The following is a 14,806-nucleotide window of genomic DNA, read 5'->3' as shown; positions in this document are numbered from 1 at the left end:
CGCGGACCGAGTGCCCTCACCGGCACGAACAAGCCCTATTCCACGTGAATAGCCCCTGATACCCTGCCTGGGTATAGGTCGATGGCGCGCTGTATCCATGGCGGCCTGACACGAGGAGACACGATGGTGCTACTTGGTGTGGCGGTGCTTCTCCTGCTCGTCCTCTATGGCCTCTCCTCCGGGGTGCGGATCTCGCACCGCGTTCTGTGCCGCGAAGCCTTCATGTCGGGTCTTCCCGTGAGAGAGCACGCTGTCTCACGGTTCCATGTGCGCTGGTATCTGATTGCGATCGTCTTCGTGGTCTTCGACATGGAGATGGTGTTCATGTATCCCTGGGTTCTCGTCGTGCGTGAAACCGGTGCCGGATCCGTCGTGGAAATGTTCGCGTTTCTGGCCGTTCTGGTGGCCGCGGTCATCTACGCATGGCGTGAGGGCGTGTTCAGGTGGACCTGACCGCTGTCCTGCTCAGGCTGCCCGTTCCTCGAATATTCGTGGTGAGCGCTCCGGGTTCGTCGGCCCTGCGATTGGCGATCGAGCGGGAGACGCGGGCGCGGGGCTGGGTCGAGGCGCTCACCCCGGCGAACACGGACATCCTGGTCGTCTGCGGCGGCGACGGTAGCTTCCTCGCTGACTCAACCGAGCAGATCTGGCGGCAGGTGCCGTGCCCTCGCGCATACGTCCAGGTGACTACCGCGCGTACGCTTGCCCAGCAGCTCGACGATGCTCAGGCGGCTCTGCGCGACGTGGCCGCACTGCGGGAGGATGCTGAACGCCACGAACACTTCCACGACCGCGAGACCGGCGGTCATGAGATGGACATGGGCGGCACCGACCACGGCGACATGGGCGACATGGATCGCGGTGGCATGGGCGACATGGATCACGGCGACATGAGCATGAGCATGGACGTGCCTGGCGGGATCCCGATGGCCGACCGCGGGAGTGACCGCGACGGACTGAAACTCGATCGATTGCATGTCGCTCTCGGACCCGCGCTGCCGGACTGGCCCACCGGGCTCATCGTGCGGCTCGTGCTTCAGGGCGATGTCGTGCAGGAGGCAGAGACAGAGGCGATCGGGCTTCCGGTCGGATCATCGTTCTGGCTGGAGGCAGAACGCGACGCCCTCGACCCCATCCGGGTTCACGCTGCGGCCGCGGCGGACTCCCTGCAGCGCTTCCTGAGCGTCGCCGGGTGGCGAAGCGCAGCCATGACCGGCCGCCTGCTCCGGGACGAACTGTTGGCATCCGCGCCTTCGACCGCGCATCCTCGTTTCGTTCGATGGATGCGAACGGTGCGTCGATCGCACACGCTTCGCTGGTCGATAAGCGGGCTCGGAGAACTCGGCCCCGACGCGCCTGTAGGACTCCGCGGCGACGCGTACTCACGGTCTATGCGCTGGCTCGACGAGATTGCTGCCGCGATCAAGGCCCGGGATGCGGACGGGCCCGCGGATGCGACTTGGGGGTCGCAGCGCGCAGAGGGTGCACGAGCCGTTGTCCGGATGCTGCCGTCCCTGCTCATCGGCCAGGAATTCGCCGGCGGGCGGTTGATCGTCGCCTCCTTCGACCCTGACCTGGAGACGCTGCACGAACTCGACGCGTCCGCGCGCATGCCTGCCGACGGGTCGGGATCGTGACGTCGCCGTGGAACGCGCTGATCGCCGTGAGCTTGCTCGGCGGCTTCTCGTATGCCGCGGCCTCGGCGTCTGTTCTGCTGCGACACCGGGCCAGCGGAGCGCGGCTCGCCGCGGCATGGTCGGCGCCGACCCGTGAAGGAGCGCGGCTGCTAGTGGCTCAGCGCAGCGTCGTCGTGGGTTCCGACAGGGCGCTTGCGCGGATCGGTTCCGCCCTTCTGCCTCTGGCCGCAATCATGGCCGTGCTGGTCGTGCCGCTCGGTGCTCATGCGATCAGCGATCTCTCCGTCGGCGTCGTCTGGTTCAACGCGATGGAGGTGCTCGCGTGGGCTGCGGTTTGGATGGTCGGGTGGGGTTCGAACGCACCGTGGGGTGTGATCGGTGCGAACAGGTTCCTCGCCCAGGGTCTCAGCTACGAGTTGCCACACATGTTCGCCCTGATCACGGTGGCCGTGGGCGCGAACTCCCTGCAGGTCAACCAGATCGCTGCCGCACAGCACGGGCAGTTGTGGTTCGCGTTGACGATGCCGGCCGCCTTCATCGTGTATCTGATCTCGATCATGGGATTCTCGTTCTGGGGCCCATTCGACCAGTCAGTGGGTCGCGACATCGTCGGCGGAGCGGCCTCGCAGCTCTCTGGTGTCGATCGGCTGGCGTTCTGCGGCGGCCGGTACCTGCTGTTGACCGTCGGCAGCGCGATGGCGGTGCCGTTCTTCCTCGGCGGCGAGGCCGGGCCATTGTTGCCTGGTTGGGCTTGGCTTCTCATCAAGACGGCGGCGGTACTGGCGGTACTGGTCTGGGTGGGGCACCGCATGCCGCCGATCCGGATGGAACGGTTCGCCGAGATCAGTTGGATGGTGCTGCTGCCAGCAACGATCGTGCAGGCCCTCGCGGTATCGATTTTCGTACTCGTGGGATGGATGTGATGCGGCCGTGATGGATGCGATTGCCTTCGGGGTGTGCTCGGTAGGATCCATTGCCGCGGGCATCACGGTGTTCCGTGTCGCTTCGATGGCACGGGCCACGTTCGCACTGCTCGCCTCGTTCGTGCTGGCAGCGGTCCCGATTCTGTTGCTGGGCCTGACCTACCTCGGTGTGCTGGTCATCCTGATGATGGTCATGGAGATGATGATCATGGTCGTCTTCATGCTCATGTACATGATGAACCCTGCCGGCCTGATGCCGATGAAGATGGTGCACAACAACCGTGTCTCGACGATCGTCGCTGCCGTAGTGTTCGTGGTTCTCGCGGTCGGCGCAACGGTCACGCCATGGCCGCACGGGGGACGACGCTCGAACGCCGATCCGACGAAGGCCCTGGGGCTGGATGTGATGGGCCCGCACATGCTCGTCATGGTGATCATCGGGCTCGTGCTCTTCGCGACGATGGTTTCCGCGATCGTCCTCGCTTCGGCCCGTGGACGATACGACAGGTATGGCGATGATCTGCGTGTCCGACCGCCGCAAGACCCCGTTCAAGGCGGACTCGGCGGTCGCCGGCGAGGCGGGCTGCAACGATGATCCTTTCGCTGTATCTGATCCTGGCGGCCGGCTTGTTCGCGGTGGGCCTGTACGGGCTGCTCAGCCAGCAGTCGATCGTGATGATCATGATGGGGATCGAGCTCGCCATCAACGGCGTCATCGTCGCGGCGGCCGCCGTCTGGTACTTCATCGTGCCAGGCAGTCCCGACGCGCAGACGGTGGTGCTCGTCGCGATGACCGCGATGGCCGTCGAAATGGGTATGGGCTTCGCGGTGACCACCGCCATCTTCCGCGCCAGAGACGTGGACATGGTCGACTCGGCATCCGACCTGAAGGGATGACGCGCCGTGCCCCTCGTTCTCCTGGTGATGCTGCCTGCGGCGGCAGCGGTCGTGCTCCTGCTGCGCGGCCGTCGAACGGATGCCGCCGCACCGGCCATCGCAGTAGCGGTCGCCGTGATCGATCTCGGCCTCGCGATCGTCGCGGCGATCGCCCGGCCGAGCGCTGAGGTGACGGCGCTGAACTCCATCCCAGGTGCAGTGGCCGTGGACGGACTCGCGGCGATCGCGATGGTCACGGTCGCGGCTGTGTTCCTGGCCGTGGTCGTCTTCGCGTGCGGCGACATCGGGCGCGGCGAGGCGCGGTCGCGGTTCTTCGGCACGATGCTGCTTTTCGTTGCCGCCATGTTCGTCACGGTGACGGCGGTGAATATCTTCACGTTGCTCGCCGCGTGGGAGATCATGGGCGCTACCTCATATGCGCTGATCGGGTTCTGGTGGAGCGAACCGGGAAAGGCGCGATCCGGGCTGATCGCGTTCATCACGACCCGGTCGGCGGATGTCGGAATGTACGTTGCCGCCGGGGCGGCGCTAGCGGCCGGAGCGGCCGGTCTCAACCTGGCGCGCCTTGATGAGGTTGCCGGTGGCTGGCGCGACATCGCCCTCGCCGGTCTTGCGCTGGCGGCGCTGGGCAAGTCGGCACAGTTACCGTTCAGCTTCTGGCTGTCGCATGCGATGGCCGGCCCTTCCCCGGTCTCCGCGCTGCTGCACTCGGCTGCAATGGTCGCCGCCGGCGGATATCTTCTGCTGCGCATCGAGCCCGGCATCACGGCGACCGGGTGGCTCGGGCCGGTGGTGGCGTGGATCGGCGCGCTGACTGCACTGCTGCTGGGCGCTGTTGCCGTCGCACAGCGTGATCTGAAGCAGCTGCTGGCCGCTTCGACCTGTTCCCAGATCGGCTTCATCGTGCTGGCCGCCGGCGTCGGCGGCGTCGCAGGCGGCGCAACGTAGTTCGTCGCCCATGCCGCCGTGAAGAGCCTGCTGTTCCTTGTCGCAGGTGCCTGGTTGGCCGCGCTCGGCACGAAGAATCTGCTGCGTCTGCGTGGCGCAGCACGCACCCACCCGGTCGCCGGTATCACGTTCACGGTCGGGGCGCTGGCTCTCGGCGGGCTTCCGCCGCTGTCGATCTGGGTGGCCAAAGACCAGATCCTCAGTGCGGCCCTGCCAGCATCTACGGCGCTCTACACCGTCGGCCTGGCGGCTGCGGCGCTGAGCGCAGCCTATTCGGCGAAGGCCCTGGCGGTCATCTGGACTCGACCGGCGTCGGTGGCTCCGCTCGATGTCCGTGCGGGGCGGATACCGGTCAGCGAGCTACTGCCGTTGCCCGCGCTGGCCATCGCGGCCACCGTGCTCGGCGTGTTGGGGGTGCCCCCACTTGCCGCAGCGTGGTCGAGAACGCTCGGCACGCCGGACGCACCCACATCGCCCCCCTGGGAGTTCGCGATGTCGGCCACGCTCGCCGTCACCGTCATCGTTCTCGTTGTCTGGTGGCAGCACCGACGTCTGACTCGCAGCGACGAACTCGTCGCCGATACCGCTTGGCTGCGCGACTGGCTCAAAATGGAAGCCGGCATCGACGTGATCGTCGTGCGTCCGATCCGCGCATTGTCCGCGTGGTGCTCCCGGTTCGACGACCGCGTTCTCAGTCAGGCCGTGACTACGGTCGGCAGCGCCGTGCTTCGGCTCTCCCGCGTCGTCAACGCCCGCCTCGAGTGGGCGATAGCCGCCGCCGTCGCATTTGTCGCCGATGGCGCTCGGAGACTTGCTACCGCTGCAGTGCGCCCGCAAACCGGCCTGCTGCATCAGTACTACGACCAGGCGATCGTCGGCATGGCCGTGCTCGTCGCAGTGTTCATTCTGATGAGGTGACCGTGCTCTCGATCATCGTGTTCCTGCCCGCGATCGTCGCGGCGCTTCTGCTGTTCGTGCCCCGAAAGCGCGTTCGGCTCTTCCCGTGGATCTGGGTTGCGACCTCGGCCGTCGACCTGGCGCTGATCATCGTGGCGTGGACCGGCTACATCGTCGGCACAGGCACGGGCTTCGGCTACGAAGAGAACGTCCGGTGGCTGCCGATGCTGGGCTCGGGATACCACATCGCGGTCGACGGCTTCTCACTGCCCATAGTTGCGCTCACCGGAGTGCTTTTCCTGGCCTGCGCGGTCTACTCGCTGCGCGAGCAGCGGCGCACACGCTCCTGGGTGATCCTCTTCCTCTTCCTGCAGACCGTGTCGCTGGGCCTGTTCGTCTCTCTCGACCTGCTGGTGTTCTTCGTCTTTTTCGACCTCTCGATCGTGGCGATGTACTTCATCATCGCCGGCTGGGGTCATCCCGGTGCGGCGCGCGCGGCTCTGCAGTTCTTCCTCTACACGTTCGTCGGCTCGCTTGCACTGCTGCTGGGTTTCATCGGGTTGTACCTGGCGAGCACCCCACACACGTTCGACATGGTGCAACTCGTGCACCAGGATCCGTTGAAGGGCGATCCCGTGGTCGCGGGAATCATCCTGTTCGCCATCAGCCTCGGCTTGGCCGTCAAGACCCCGACCGTGCCGTTCCATACCTGGTTGCCCCCGGCGCACACCGAGGCGCCCACTGCCGGCTCGGTGATCCTGGCCGGAATCCTGCTGAAGATGGGCACCTACGGCTTCGTGCGGATCGCGATGCCGATCCTGCCGCAGGCGTGGCGCGACTACGCCTTGGTCTTCGTGATCGTCGGTGTGGTCTCGGTGCTGTACGGCGCGCTGGTCGCTCTGGCGCAGACGAACCTGAAACGGATGATCGCCTACACCTCCGTCAACCACATGGGATACATCATCCTCGGGCTCGGGGCCGCGGGACTGGCAACCGGGTCCAACGTGCAAGCATCCGCCCTCGCGGTCAGTGGGGCGGTGACCCAGATGGTCAGCCACGGGCTCCTCACCGGCGCGCTTTTCCTACTCGCCGGAGTTCTGTATGCCCGTGGCGGCACGTACGACATCGGTGCATACGGGGGCTTGGCGAAAACTGTGCCGGTCTTCACCGGCTTGATGGCGGTGGCCGTGTTCGGGTCGCTCGGTCTGCCCGGGTTCTCCGGATTCATCGCCGAGTTCCAGATCTTCACCGGCAGCCTGGGCTCCGCGCCGGTTCCGACGGCTCTGTCCGTGATCGGGATCGTCATCACCGCGGCGCTTCTGCTCCGCATGTTCCAGCGCATCTTCTTGGGCGCGGGCCAGCGATCACATGACGAAGCACCTCCCGCCCCCCCCAAGCATCCATGAAAGATGTCTTCTCCCGGGAGTTCTTCGCCGTCGCACCGCTACTCGCGCTGTCCGTCGTGATCGGCATCCTGCCCGCGTTCCTCTTGCACGTCATCGATCCGGCAGCCCGCGCACTGGTCGCCCTGGTGGGTGGATGAACGGCATGCAGTCCGGGCAGGAGATCGACCTGACCGCATTCGTGCCCGAGATCGCGATCGCCGTGACGGCGGTCCTCGGCCTTCTGGCCGGCAGCTGGCTGCCCCGATACCGGCAGTGGGTAGTCCGGGCGCTCGCGCTGCTGGGCATCCTGGTCGCCGTGATCGCCACGATCATCTCGATGACGCGGGCGCCGGAGGCCACCGCTGCGGGAAGCTACACGATCGACGTGTCGCTGAATGCTGCACGCCTCGCCATTCTTGTCGGTACCGCGATCGTGATCGGGCTCGCGTCCGGCTCGATTGCCGCTGCAAAGCGGGAGTCCGAGTTCCACGTGCTGTTGCTGCTCGCCGCGCTGGGCACCATCGTGCTGGCCGGCGCCACCGACCTGCTGGTACTCGCCGCCGGATACCTGCTGGCCAGTGTTCCGCTCTACGCGCTGGTTGGATTCGCCAAGGACCGCCTGGGCACCGAGGCGACGCTCAAGTACTACCTTATGGGTGCTCTGTTCGGTCTGCTGCTACTGGCCGGTGTCGTGCTGTTGCTGGCGACCGGCGGCAGCACGGTCTACAGCGAGCTCAGTCGAAGCCTGCCGCGTGGTCCGACGGCAGTCGTCGCGACCGGGATGCTCATGTTGACCGCCGGCCTGCTGTTCAAGGCGGGTTCGGTTCCCGCCCATTTCTGGGTGCCCGATGCGATCGACGGCGCGACACCACCGATCGCGGCGTTCATCGCCACCGTGCCGAAGATCGGCGCCCTCGTCGCGTTGTTCCGCATCAGCACGGATGCCTTCGCGAACGTGCCGCTGGACTGGTCGCTCATGCTCGCGCTTCTGGCCGCGGCCACGATGACGCTCGGCAATCTGGCAGCCTTCTTCCAACGCACCGTCCGGAGGCTGCTGGCGTATTCGACGATCAGTCAAGTCGGCTACCTCATGATGATCATTGCGGCGTACGGTCATCCCACTCGGGCGCTTCCGAGCCTTCTCTACTACCTGCTCGCCTACACCGTCACCAACCTGGGCGCGTTCGCAGTAGTCGCCGCATTCGCCTCGCGACGCGGCGTCGACGACTACCGTGGCCTATTCCGGCGACATCGCTGGGTGGCGCTCAGCCTGATCGTCTGCCTACTCGGACTGGTCGGAACGCCGCCGACCGCGGTGTTCGTCGGCAAGCTGACCGCCTTCACAGCAGCCTTGGACGCCGGAATGGGTTGGCTCGTAATACTCGCGGCAGCCAACACCGTGGCCAGTGTCTTCTACTACCTGCGGTGGATCTTCGTCCTGTTCCAACGAGATCACGTTGGCCCCGAGGCTTCGGAACCCTCAGGGCCGACGGGGATGCCACGAACGGAAGCCGCAAGCATCATCCTCGCCGTGGCTCTGGGTGTGACCTCCGTCGTGGTTGGACTCGTCGCCAACCCGGTTCTGGAGCTGCTGAGCAGCTCCAAGTGACGGATGCGCAGAACCTACGCGGCTGCGTACCTCGCGGGGTCGGCGTCGAAGTCGGGGAGGCATCCGGCGCAGCAGAACCAGTAGCGGGTCCCCTCGTAGTCGCGGTAGAGGCCGGCAGCCTCCGCCTCGGTCTTGACGACGATGCTTCCCTTCATCACCGGGCACTCGGCGAGTTCCGCGTTCGATGGCCCGAGCAGCGTCTTCTCGTCGGCGGGCTGAGTGTGCTGGTGGCCGTGCGAACCGTGGTCGTGCGAACCGTGGGCGTGGTGGTGGTCGGTCATGGGGGTTCTCCTTACTGGGGGGTCTGGCTGGTGTCAGGCGTTCTGAAGAGTTCGGGATGCGGTCGTGCGGCTGCCGAGCGCGTCAGCGGCGGTCGCGTGGGATCGGAATCGGCGTAGCCGGAGGCTGTTGCTGACCACGAAGATGCTGGAGAATGCCATCGCGGCACCGGCGAACATCGGGTTCAGCAGCCCGAACGCGGCGAGTGGGATGGCGGCGATGTTGTACGCGAACGCCCAGAACAGGTTGCCCTTGATCGTGCCCAGGGTGCGCCGGGCGAGCCGGATCGCATCGGCTGCCGAGCGCAGGTCACCTCGTACCAGGGTGAGGTCTGCCGCTTCGATGGCGACATCGGTGCCGGTGCCCATCGCGAGCCCCAGGTCGGCCTGCGCGAGGGCCGCAGCATCGTTCACTCCGTCGCCGACCATCGCCACGACCCGGGCGTCGGCTTGCAGCCTGGTGATGACCTCGACCTTGTCCTGGGGCAGTACCTCCGCAATGACTTGGTCGATGCCGACCTGCTGCGCGACGTGGTGGGCCACCGTCGAATTGTCGCCGGTGAGAAGCACCGGGGTCAGCCCTAGGGCCTTGAGCTGGGCGATTGCTTCCGCACTGGTGTTCTTCACGGCATCCGCCACGACCAGCACGCCTCGTGCCTTGCCGTCCCAGGCCACCACGACCGCTGTTTGACCTGCGGCTTCGGCCTCCGACTTCGCTGCCAGCAGTGCCGGGTCCTCTGAGATCGACCATTCGATCAGCAGCGTGGCACGGCCGACAAGCACGAGGTGCCCGTCGACGATGCCCTGCACGCCACGTCCTTCGATGTTCACGAACGACTCAGGTGCGGGAAGTGCTCCGACGCGTTGCGTCGCACCCTTCGCGATCGCCTGCGCGATCGGGTGCTCGGAGCCATCCTCGACAGCCCCGGCGATTCTGAGCAGCTCCCGTTCGTCGACGCCTTCCGCTGGGTGGATGCCCAGCAGCGTCATCTTCCCGGTTGTGACGGTGCCGGTCTTGTCGAGCACGATCGTGTCCACCTTGCGGGTGGATTCCAGCACCTCAGGGCCCTTGATCAGGATGCCGAGCTGCGCGCCGCGCCCCGTGCCGACCAGTAGCGCGGTCGGGGTGGCCAGTCCGAGTGCACACGGGCAGGCGATGATGAGCACCGCCACGGCCGCTGTGAACGCCATCTCCGCGGGGAACGCGGCGAGCAGCCAGGCGCCGAGCGTGACGATGGCGACACTGATCACGATGGGCACGAAAATGCCGGAGATCTTGTCGGCCAGGCGCTGCACCTCGGCTTTGCCGGACTGGGCATCCTCCACGAGCTTGGCCATCTGGGCCAACTGCGTATCCGAGCCCACCTTGGTCGCTCGCACGGTCAGGCGGCCGCCGACGTTCACCGTCCCGCCCACAACGGGGTCAGCGACAGCGACCTCGACCGGAATCGACTCGCCCGTGAGCATCGACGCGTCCACAGCGCTCGTGCCATCGACGACGACGCCGTCCGCGGCGATCTTCTCACCCGGCCGCACGACGAATTCATCGCCCGCAGCCAACTGTCCGATCGGGATGCGGGTCTCGACCCCCGCGCGGAGAACCGAGACGTCCTTCGCACCGAGCTCCAGCAGCGCCCGCAGGGCAGCGCCGGCTCGACGCTTCGAGCGCCTCTCGAAGTAGCGTCCCGCCAGCACGAACATCGTGACGCCGGAAGCGACCTCCAGGTAGATGTTCCCCGCCCCGCTGGTGGGCGCGGCCGAGAAGTCGAAACCGTGCCGCATCCCAGGCATCCCGGCCGTTCCGAAGAACAGCGCATACAAAGACCAGACGAAAGCCGCGATCGTGCCGACCGACACCAGCGTGTCCATCGTGGCCGCACCGTGCCGCAGGTTGGTCAGCGCTGCCTTGTGGAACGGCCACGCCGCCCAGACGATGACCGGCGCGGCCAGGGTCAGCGACAGCCACTGCCAGTACGTGAACTGCAGCGCCGGAATCATCGCCAGTGCGATCACCGGTACGGCCAGCACGATGCTGCCGATCAGGCGCTGCCGCAGCGAGACCAGTTCTGCATCCGGTGCCTCTTCGGCGTCTTCGGTCGGCTCGGCCACCGGGAGCGTCGCCGTGTACCCGGTCTTCTCGATCTCCCCGATCAGCGCGCTTGGATCGAAGCCCTGCGGTACGTTCACGCGCGCCTTCTCGGTCGCGTAGTTCACCGTCGCCACCACGCCATCGAGCTTGTTCAGCTTCCTCTCGATGCGCATCGCACACGACGCACACGTCATGCCGCCGATCTCGAGCTCGATGCTCGAACCGGGCACCGCCGGGTGAACGTCGGACGTCGTCATGAACTCCTCCTGGACTACCGTGCCGTCTCATGACGGCCATTGAGCTGTTTCGCGCAGATCAGACGCGCACCGCGGTATAACCGGCCTCCTCGACCGCGCCCAGAACCTGGGCATCGTCGATCGCATCCGCGCCGGTCACCACGAGCCGGCCGGTCGCAGCCGACACCTCGATCTGCTCCACGCCAGGGATCTGCTCGACCTCTTCGCGCACCGACATCTCACAGTGTGTGCACGTCATCCCGGTCACGGCGTATTCCGTCGTCGACATTCGCTCCTCCATACGGGTAGGGGGTATGTGTTATGGAACACGATACCTCCTGGCGGTATTCCGTGGGAGTTGAAGATCCGGTGAACCGACGACCCATGCAGAAACGACTGCATTGCAGGATTCGTAGTGGTGATCGACCCGATGGGTACCGCGAACACTGTCTGCGACTACTCGTTCGGCGTGCTCGCCCTGACCGTACTCGGCAGCATCCTAGGGGTGGCCCTGCGCCGTCTTCTTCGGCGATTCTTGGCAGGCAGCGCCCGACAATATCGCTATGTCCACTCCCGCCCCCACGGTGACGAGCCATGCCCGCACCCAAGTGAACGGAATCCTGCGCCCTTCGCAACATCCGGTGGCCATCCTGGTCACAGCAGCGATAACGATCGTCGTCCTCACCGGCATCGGATTCGTGCTGACCTCCCATCCGATCGACCTGGCACTGTCAAAGGCGCTGAACATATCGCACGCCGGGTCCATGGCCCGCCTGACCAACGTCGTCTACCAACTGTTCAGCCCGATCCCCGCGATACTCATCACCGTCGTAGCCACCGGCGTGATCTGGGCACTCAGCAGGCAACTCCGCGTCGCGGCAGCGTTCGCCGGGGTTGTCGCCGCAACGTGGATCCCGTCCGACCTGATCAAGCTCGCAGTGCACCGGCCCCGACCCGACATACACCTGATGACGCACCCGTTCTACCCCGTCCAGGTCGACCCGTCCCACCCCAGCGGGCACACCGCGTTCGTCACCGCATTCGTCGTCGCCGTGATCTTCGTGCTCCGCGGCACACGATGGCTGCCACTCGGCGCCGTGCTCGGAGCCATCCTCGTCATCGTGGTCGCCGTGTCGCTCTCGATCGACGCCGTGCACTACCCGACCGACGTTCTCGCCTCCATCCTCTGGTCGCTGGCCGTAGCCCCCGCAGCGCGGCTCATCTGGGCCGACTGGCTCATGCCACGAATCCCACTCCTCCGGGAACCCGCACCTCCCACGCTGCGGTCATAGGTGGCAGATCGGCCTTGACTTCCCGGATCAATTTCAGGTTCATATGAACAATTATTCATTGAACGTGAAGGCGTTGTCTTTTCCGCGAGGCAACGCCGGGAGGTGATGATGAACTGCCCGATCGATGGAACTCCGCTGGCGCTGTCCGAGCGTAACGGCATCGAAATCGACTATTGCCCTCAGTGCCGCGGCGTCTGGCTGGACCGTGGCGAACTCGACAAGATTCTCGAGCGAGCCGACTCCGCGTACCCCGCGCGCACGGTGCAGCAGCCCCGTTATGACGACGGATACCGCGGTGGCGATCATCACGGGGGCAGTCGTGAAAACTACGGCAAGCGCCGTCGAGGCGGCTGGCTTGGCGAACTCTTCGACTAGGCTCCCGCGCCTCACGGTCTTCGGTGCGTCGATCGATCACGCCCGCCGACGCCTGCATGCACGCTCATCCACAATTTCGGAGAGACACGCCACTCGTTCACCCTCCCCCCCGCGGCCCCAGCTCGTCAGCGTCGAGGTTCCAGTCGTTCCGGCTGGTATCGTTATATGAACGTTTAATCAGATGTGGAGACCGCGGTGGAAGCAACCGGTGAGCAGGTAGATGAGTGCGACCTGAAGCTTGTCGACCCGGGGAAGGTGTCCTGGGTGGCCGAGGCGCTTCCTTCCACGGACACCGTGACGGACTTGGCGGATGTCTTCTCTCTGCTCGGCGACCCCGGCAGGCTGCGCATCCTGATGTCGCTGCTGAGCGGTGGCGAGATGTGCGTGTGCGATCTTGCCGCGACCACGACGATGAGTGAGAGCTCGGTCAGCCATGCGCTGCGCCTGTTGCGTGCGCACCGTGTGGTGTCCGTATCGCGGCGGGGACGGATGGCCTACTACCGTCTGGATGACGCGCACGTTCGCATGCTTCTCGACCTCGGGCTCACGCACACCGGTCACACGGTGGCAATCCACCCGGAGCGCGGTGAGCAGGCGGACGCGTGAGGGCACAGACGCAACCGGGCAAGCCACACCAGCATTCGCACGGGGCCGCGCCGGGTGCGGATTCCCAGCTTCTTGTCATCGCGCTGGCGTTGATCGTGAGCTTCATGATCGTCGAGGTCGTCGTCGCGATCATCGCCGGCTCGCTGGCGCTACTCTCCGATGCCGGACACATGCTCACTGACGCTGCGGCGATCGCCGGCTCGCTGATCGCGATACGACTGGCGGCGCGGCCGACCAGCGCGAACTGGACCTTCGGGTTCAAACGCGCGGAGATCCTCTCGGCCGCCGTGAACGGCATCACCCTGGTCGTGATCAGCGCCGTGGTGGCGATCGAGGCGATCCGCCGGTTGTTTCAACCACCGCCGGTGGAGGGCGGCCCTGTGCTGATCGTGGCCCTGCTCGGTGTCGCGGTGAACCTGGTCACCGTGTGGGTGCTGGCCAAAGCGAACCGGAGCAGCCTGAATATCGAAGGCTCGTTCCAGCACATCCTCACCGATCTCTACGGCTTCATCGCCACCGTCATCGCGGGATTCGTGATCCTCTTCACCGAATTTACGCGCGCAGATGCGATCGCGTCTTTGATCGTTGTCGTGCTCATGCTGCGTGCGGCATGGGGCCTCCTGCGCGACTCCGGACGCATTCTGCTGGAAGGCGTTCCCGAGGGCGTCGACCTGAGCGAGATCCGTGCGCATCTGATGCGGCCGGAGCATGTGGTGGATGTTCACGATCTGCATCTGTGGACCGTGACCTCAGACCTTCCCGCCCTCTCGGCCCATGTCATCCTCTCCGACGACTGCTTCTACGACGGACACGCGCCGAAGGTGCTCGACGAATTGCAGGAGTGCCTGGCCGGGCATTTCGATGTGGAACACAGCACGTTCCAGTTCGAGCCGGCCGACCATACCGCTCACGAACACGGAGCCGACCACCGATGACCAACCACACCGACACCACTACTGAGGCACGGACCGTCGTGCTTCGTCGCCGGATCCGATGGATCGTCGCCGTCACCATCACGTACAACGCGATCGAAGCGATCATTGCGATCACGGTCGGTGCCGGCGCGTCCTCGGCGGCTCTAGTCGGATTCGGGCTGGACTCCATTGTGGAGGTCCTCTCTGCAGCCGTCATCGCGTGGCAGTTCGCCGCGCCGGACCCGGAAACGCGAGAGAAGACCGCCCTGCGACTGATCGCACTGGCGTTCTTCGCACTCGCCGTCTACGTCACGATCGACGCCGCACTCGCGCTGCTAGGAATCATCACCGCCGAACACAGTCTGATCGGGATCATCCTGACCGCACTAAGCCTCGCGATCATGCCGTTCCTCAGCTTTGCCGAACGCCGCGCGGGACGGGAGCTCGGATCTGCGTCCGCGGTCGCCGACTCCAAACAGACCCTGATCTGCTCCTATCTCTCCGCGGCCGTCCTGCTCGGCCTTCTGCTCAACGCCCTCTTCGGGTGGAGATGGGCCGATCCGGTCGCCGCCCTGGTTGTTGTCGGCTTCGCCGTGCGCGAAGGTGTAGAAGCGTGGAAAGGCGATACCTGCACCGTTCCCGTCTCCGCCTTCACCGGGGAGCAAAGTAGCCCCGGGAGGGGCCCGATTCAGCCTGTTGTGCGGTGATCACCGCGCCACC

Annotated in this window: 16 protein-coding genes and 1 pseudogene; 14 read left to right on the top strand and 3 right to left on the bottom strand. The window is 65.7% G+C overall.

Annotated elements, in window-relative coordinates; genetic code table 11:
* Window positions 1-144: 144 nt before the first annotated feature.
* From FPZ11_RS15175 to FPZ11_RS15140, 9 genes and pseudogenes are all read left to right on the top strand, one after another.
* Window positions 145-453, top strand: coding sequence for an NADH-quinone oxidoreductase subunit A (locus tag FPZ11_RS15175; RefSeq protein WP_246846288.1), 309 nt, complete (start codon window positions 145-147; stop codon window positions 451-453).
* Window positions 444-1,637 carry a hotdog family protein gene (locus FPZ11_RS15170; protein ID WP_022900123.1) on the top strand — a complete coding sequence of 398 codons (1,194 nt, stop codon included), beginning with the start codon at window positions 444-446 and terminating at the stop codon, window positions 1,635-1,637. Before FPZ11_RS15175 ends, FPZ11_RS15170 begins: the two co-directional genes overlap by 10 nt.
* Window positions 1,634-2,560, top strand: a complete 927-nt coding sequence (locus tag FPZ11_RS15165; RefSeq protein ID WP_022900122.1) for a complex I subunit 1 family protein — start codon at window positions 1,634-1,636, stop codon at window positions 2,558-2,560. The genes FPZ11_RS15170 and FPZ11_RS15165 overlap by 4 nt, the downstream gene beginning before the upstream one ends.
* A gap of 10 nt (window positions 2,561-2,570) precedes the next feature.
* Window positions 2,571-3,155 carry an NADH-quinone oxidoreductase subunit J gene (locus FPZ11_RS15160; protein WP_022900121.1) on the top strand — a complete coding sequence of 195 codons (585 nt, stop codon included), beginning with the start codon at window positions 2,571-2,573 and terminating at the stop codon, window positions 3,153-3,155.
* Window positions 3,152-3,457, top strand: coding sequence for an NADH-quinone oxidoreductase subunit NuoK (locus tag FPZ11_RS15155; protein WP_022900120.1), 306 nt, complete (start codon window positions 3,152-3,154; stop codon window positions 3,455-3,457). Before FPZ11_RS15160 ends, FPZ11_RS15155 begins: the two co-directional genes overlap by 4 nt.
* A gap of 27 nt (window positions 3,458-3,484) precedes the next feature.
* A pseudogene (locus tag FPZ11_RS15150) lies at window positions 3,485-5,323 on the top strand (NADH-quinone oxidoreductase subunit 5 family protein).
* On the top strand, window positions 5,320-6,708 hold the full coding sequence (locus FPZ11_RS15145; protein WP_246846287.1) for a complex I subunit 4 family protein: 1,389 nt from the start codon (window positions 5,320-5,322) through the stop codon (window positions 6,706-6,708). Before FPZ11_RS15150 ends, FPZ11_RS15145 begins: the two are co-directional and overlap by 4 nt.
* Window positions 6,705-6,845, top strand: coding sequence for a hypothetical protein (locus FPZ11_RS19965; RefSeq protein ID WP_246846286.1), 141 nt, complete (start codon window positions 6,705-6,707; stop codon window positions 6,843-6,845). The genes FPZ11_RS15145 and FPZ11_RS19965 overlap by 4 nt, the downstream gene beginning before the upstream one ends.
* Window positions 6,846-6,850: 5 nt before the next feature.
* The gene (locus FPZ11_RS15140) at window positions 6,851-8,296 is read left to right on the top strand and encodes an NADH-quinone oxidoreductase subunit N (protein WP_146321950.1); all 1,446 of its coding nucleotides are present in this window, start codon (window positions 6,851-6,853) and stop codon (window positions 8,294-8,296) included.
* A gap of 14 nt (window positions 8,297-8,310) precedes the next feature.
* On the opposite strand, the gene FPZ11_RS15135 is transcribed toward FPZ11_RS15140, so the two are convergent.
* From FPZ11_RS15135 to FPZ11_RS15125, 3 genes are read right to left on the bottom strand one after another with little or no spacing between them, the layout of a single operon-like run.
* Window positions 8,311-8,577, bottom strand: coding sequence for a YHS domain-containing protein (locus FPZ11_RS15135; protein WP_022900116.1), 267 nt, complete (start codon window positions 8,575-8,577; stop codon window positions 8,311-8,313).
* Between the two features lie 33 nt (window positions 8,578-8,610).
* Window positions 8,611-10,920 (bottom strand): heavy metal translocating P-type ATPase, encoded by a 2,310-nt coding sequence (locus FPZ11_RS15130; protein WP_146321949.1) that lies wholly within the window; start codon window positions 10,918-10,920, stop codon window positions 8,611-8,613.
* 58 nt (window positions 10,921-10,978) lie between these two features.
* Window positions 10,979-11,188: a heavy-metal-associated domain-containing protein gene (locus tag FPZ11_RS15125; protein WP_022900114.1), complete on the bottom strand. Its 210-nt coding sequence runs from the start codon at window positions 11,186-11,188 to the stop codon at window positions 10,979-10,981.
* 274 nt (window positions 11,189-11,462) lie between these two features.
* On the opposite strand from FPZ11_RS15125, the gene FPZ11_RS15120 reads away from it, so the two are divergent.
* From FPZ11_RS15120 to FPZ11_RS15100, 5 genes are all read left to right on the top strand, one after another.
* Window positions 11,463-12,191, top strand: coding sequence for a phosphatase PAP2 family protein (locus tag FPZ11_RS15120; RefSeq protein WP_033371378.1), 729 nt, complete (start codon window positions 11,463-11,465; stop codon window positions 12,189-12,191).
* Between the two features lie 108 nt (window positions 12,192-12,299).
* Complete coding sequence (locus FPZ11_RS15115; protein ID WP_026939996.1) at window positions 12,300-12,566, top strand: TFIIB-type zinc ribbon-containing protein; 267 nt, start codon at window positions 12,300-12,302, stop codon at window positions 12,564-12,566.
* Between the two features lie 183 nt (window positions 12,567-12,749).
* Window positions 12,750-13,172: an ArsR/SmtB family transcription factor gene (locus FPZ11_RS15110; protein WP_246846285.1), complete on the top strand. Its 423-nt coding sequence runs from the start codon at window positions 12,750-12,752 to the stop codon at window positions 13,170-13,172.
* Window positions 13,169-14,107, top strand: coding sequence for a cation diffusion facilitator family transporter (locus FPZ11_RS15105; RefSeq protein ID WP_022900111.1), 939 nt, complete (start codon window positions 13,169-13,171; stop codon window positions 14,105-14,107). Before FPZ11_RS15110 ends, FPZ11_RS15105 begins: the two co-directional genes overlap by 4 nt.
* Window positions 14,104-14,793 (top strand): cation efflux transmembrane domain-containing protein, encoded by a 690-nt coding sequence (locus FPZ11_RS15100; protein ID WP_022900110.1) that lies wholly within the window; start codon window positions 14,104-14,106, stop codon window positions 14,791-14,793. The genes FPZ11_RS15105 and FPZ11_RS15100 overlap by 4 nt, the downstream gene beginning before the upstream one ends.
* The last annotated feature ends 13 nt before the right edge of the window (window positions 14,794-14,806 follow it).

This window comes from Humibacter ginsenosidimutans (genome assembly GCF_007859675.1).
Lineage (GTDB): Bacteria > Actinomycetota > Actinomycetes > Actinomycetales > Microbacteriaceae > Humibacter > Humibacter ginsenosidimutans.
The sequence above is the reverse complement of the archived record's forward strand: the minus strand, read 5'-3'. Positions and strand labels throughout refer to the sequence as shown.

Coding starts and splice junctions, on each gene's coding strand:
- FPZ11_RS19965 (WP_246846286.1), top strand. CDS start 6,705: ATGAAAGATGTCTTCTCCCGGGAGTTCTTCGCCGTCGCACCGCTACTC.
- FPZ11_RS15155 (WP_022900120.1), top strand. CDS start 3,152: ATGATCCTTTCGCTGTATCTGATCCTGGCGGCCGGCTTGTTCGCGGTG.
- FPZ11_RS15160 (WP_022900121.1), top strand. CDS start 2,571: ATGGATGCGATTGCCTTCGGGGTGTGCTCGGTAGGATCCATTGCCGCG.
- FPZ11_RS15125 (WP_022900114.1), bottom strand. CDS start 11,188: ATGTCGACGACGGAATACGCCGTGACCGGGATGACGTGCACACACTGT.
- FPZ11_RS15115 (WP_026939996.1), top strand. CDS start 12,300: ATGAACTGCCCGATCGATGGAACTCCGCTGGCGCTGTCCGAGCGTAAC.
- FPZ11_RS15130 (WP_146321949.1), bottom strand. CDS start 10,920: ATGACGACGTCCGACGTTCACCCGGCGGTGCCCGGTTCGAGCATCGAG.
- FPZ11_RS15100 (WP_022900110.1), top strand. CDS start 14,104: ATGACCAACCACACCGACACCACTACTGAGGCACGGACCGTCGTGCTT.
- FPZ11_RS15140 (WP_146321950.1), top strand. CDS start 6,851: ATGCAGTCCGGGCAGGAGATCGACCTGACCGCATTCGTGCCCGAGATC.
- FPZ11_RS15135 (WP_022900116.1), bottom strand. CDS start 8,577: ATGACCGACCACCACCACGCCCACGGTTCGCACGACCACGGTTCGCAC.
- FPZ11_RS15120 (WP_033371378.1), top strand. CDS start 11,463: ATGTCCACTCCCGCCCCCACGGTGACGAGCCATGCCCGCACCCAAGTG.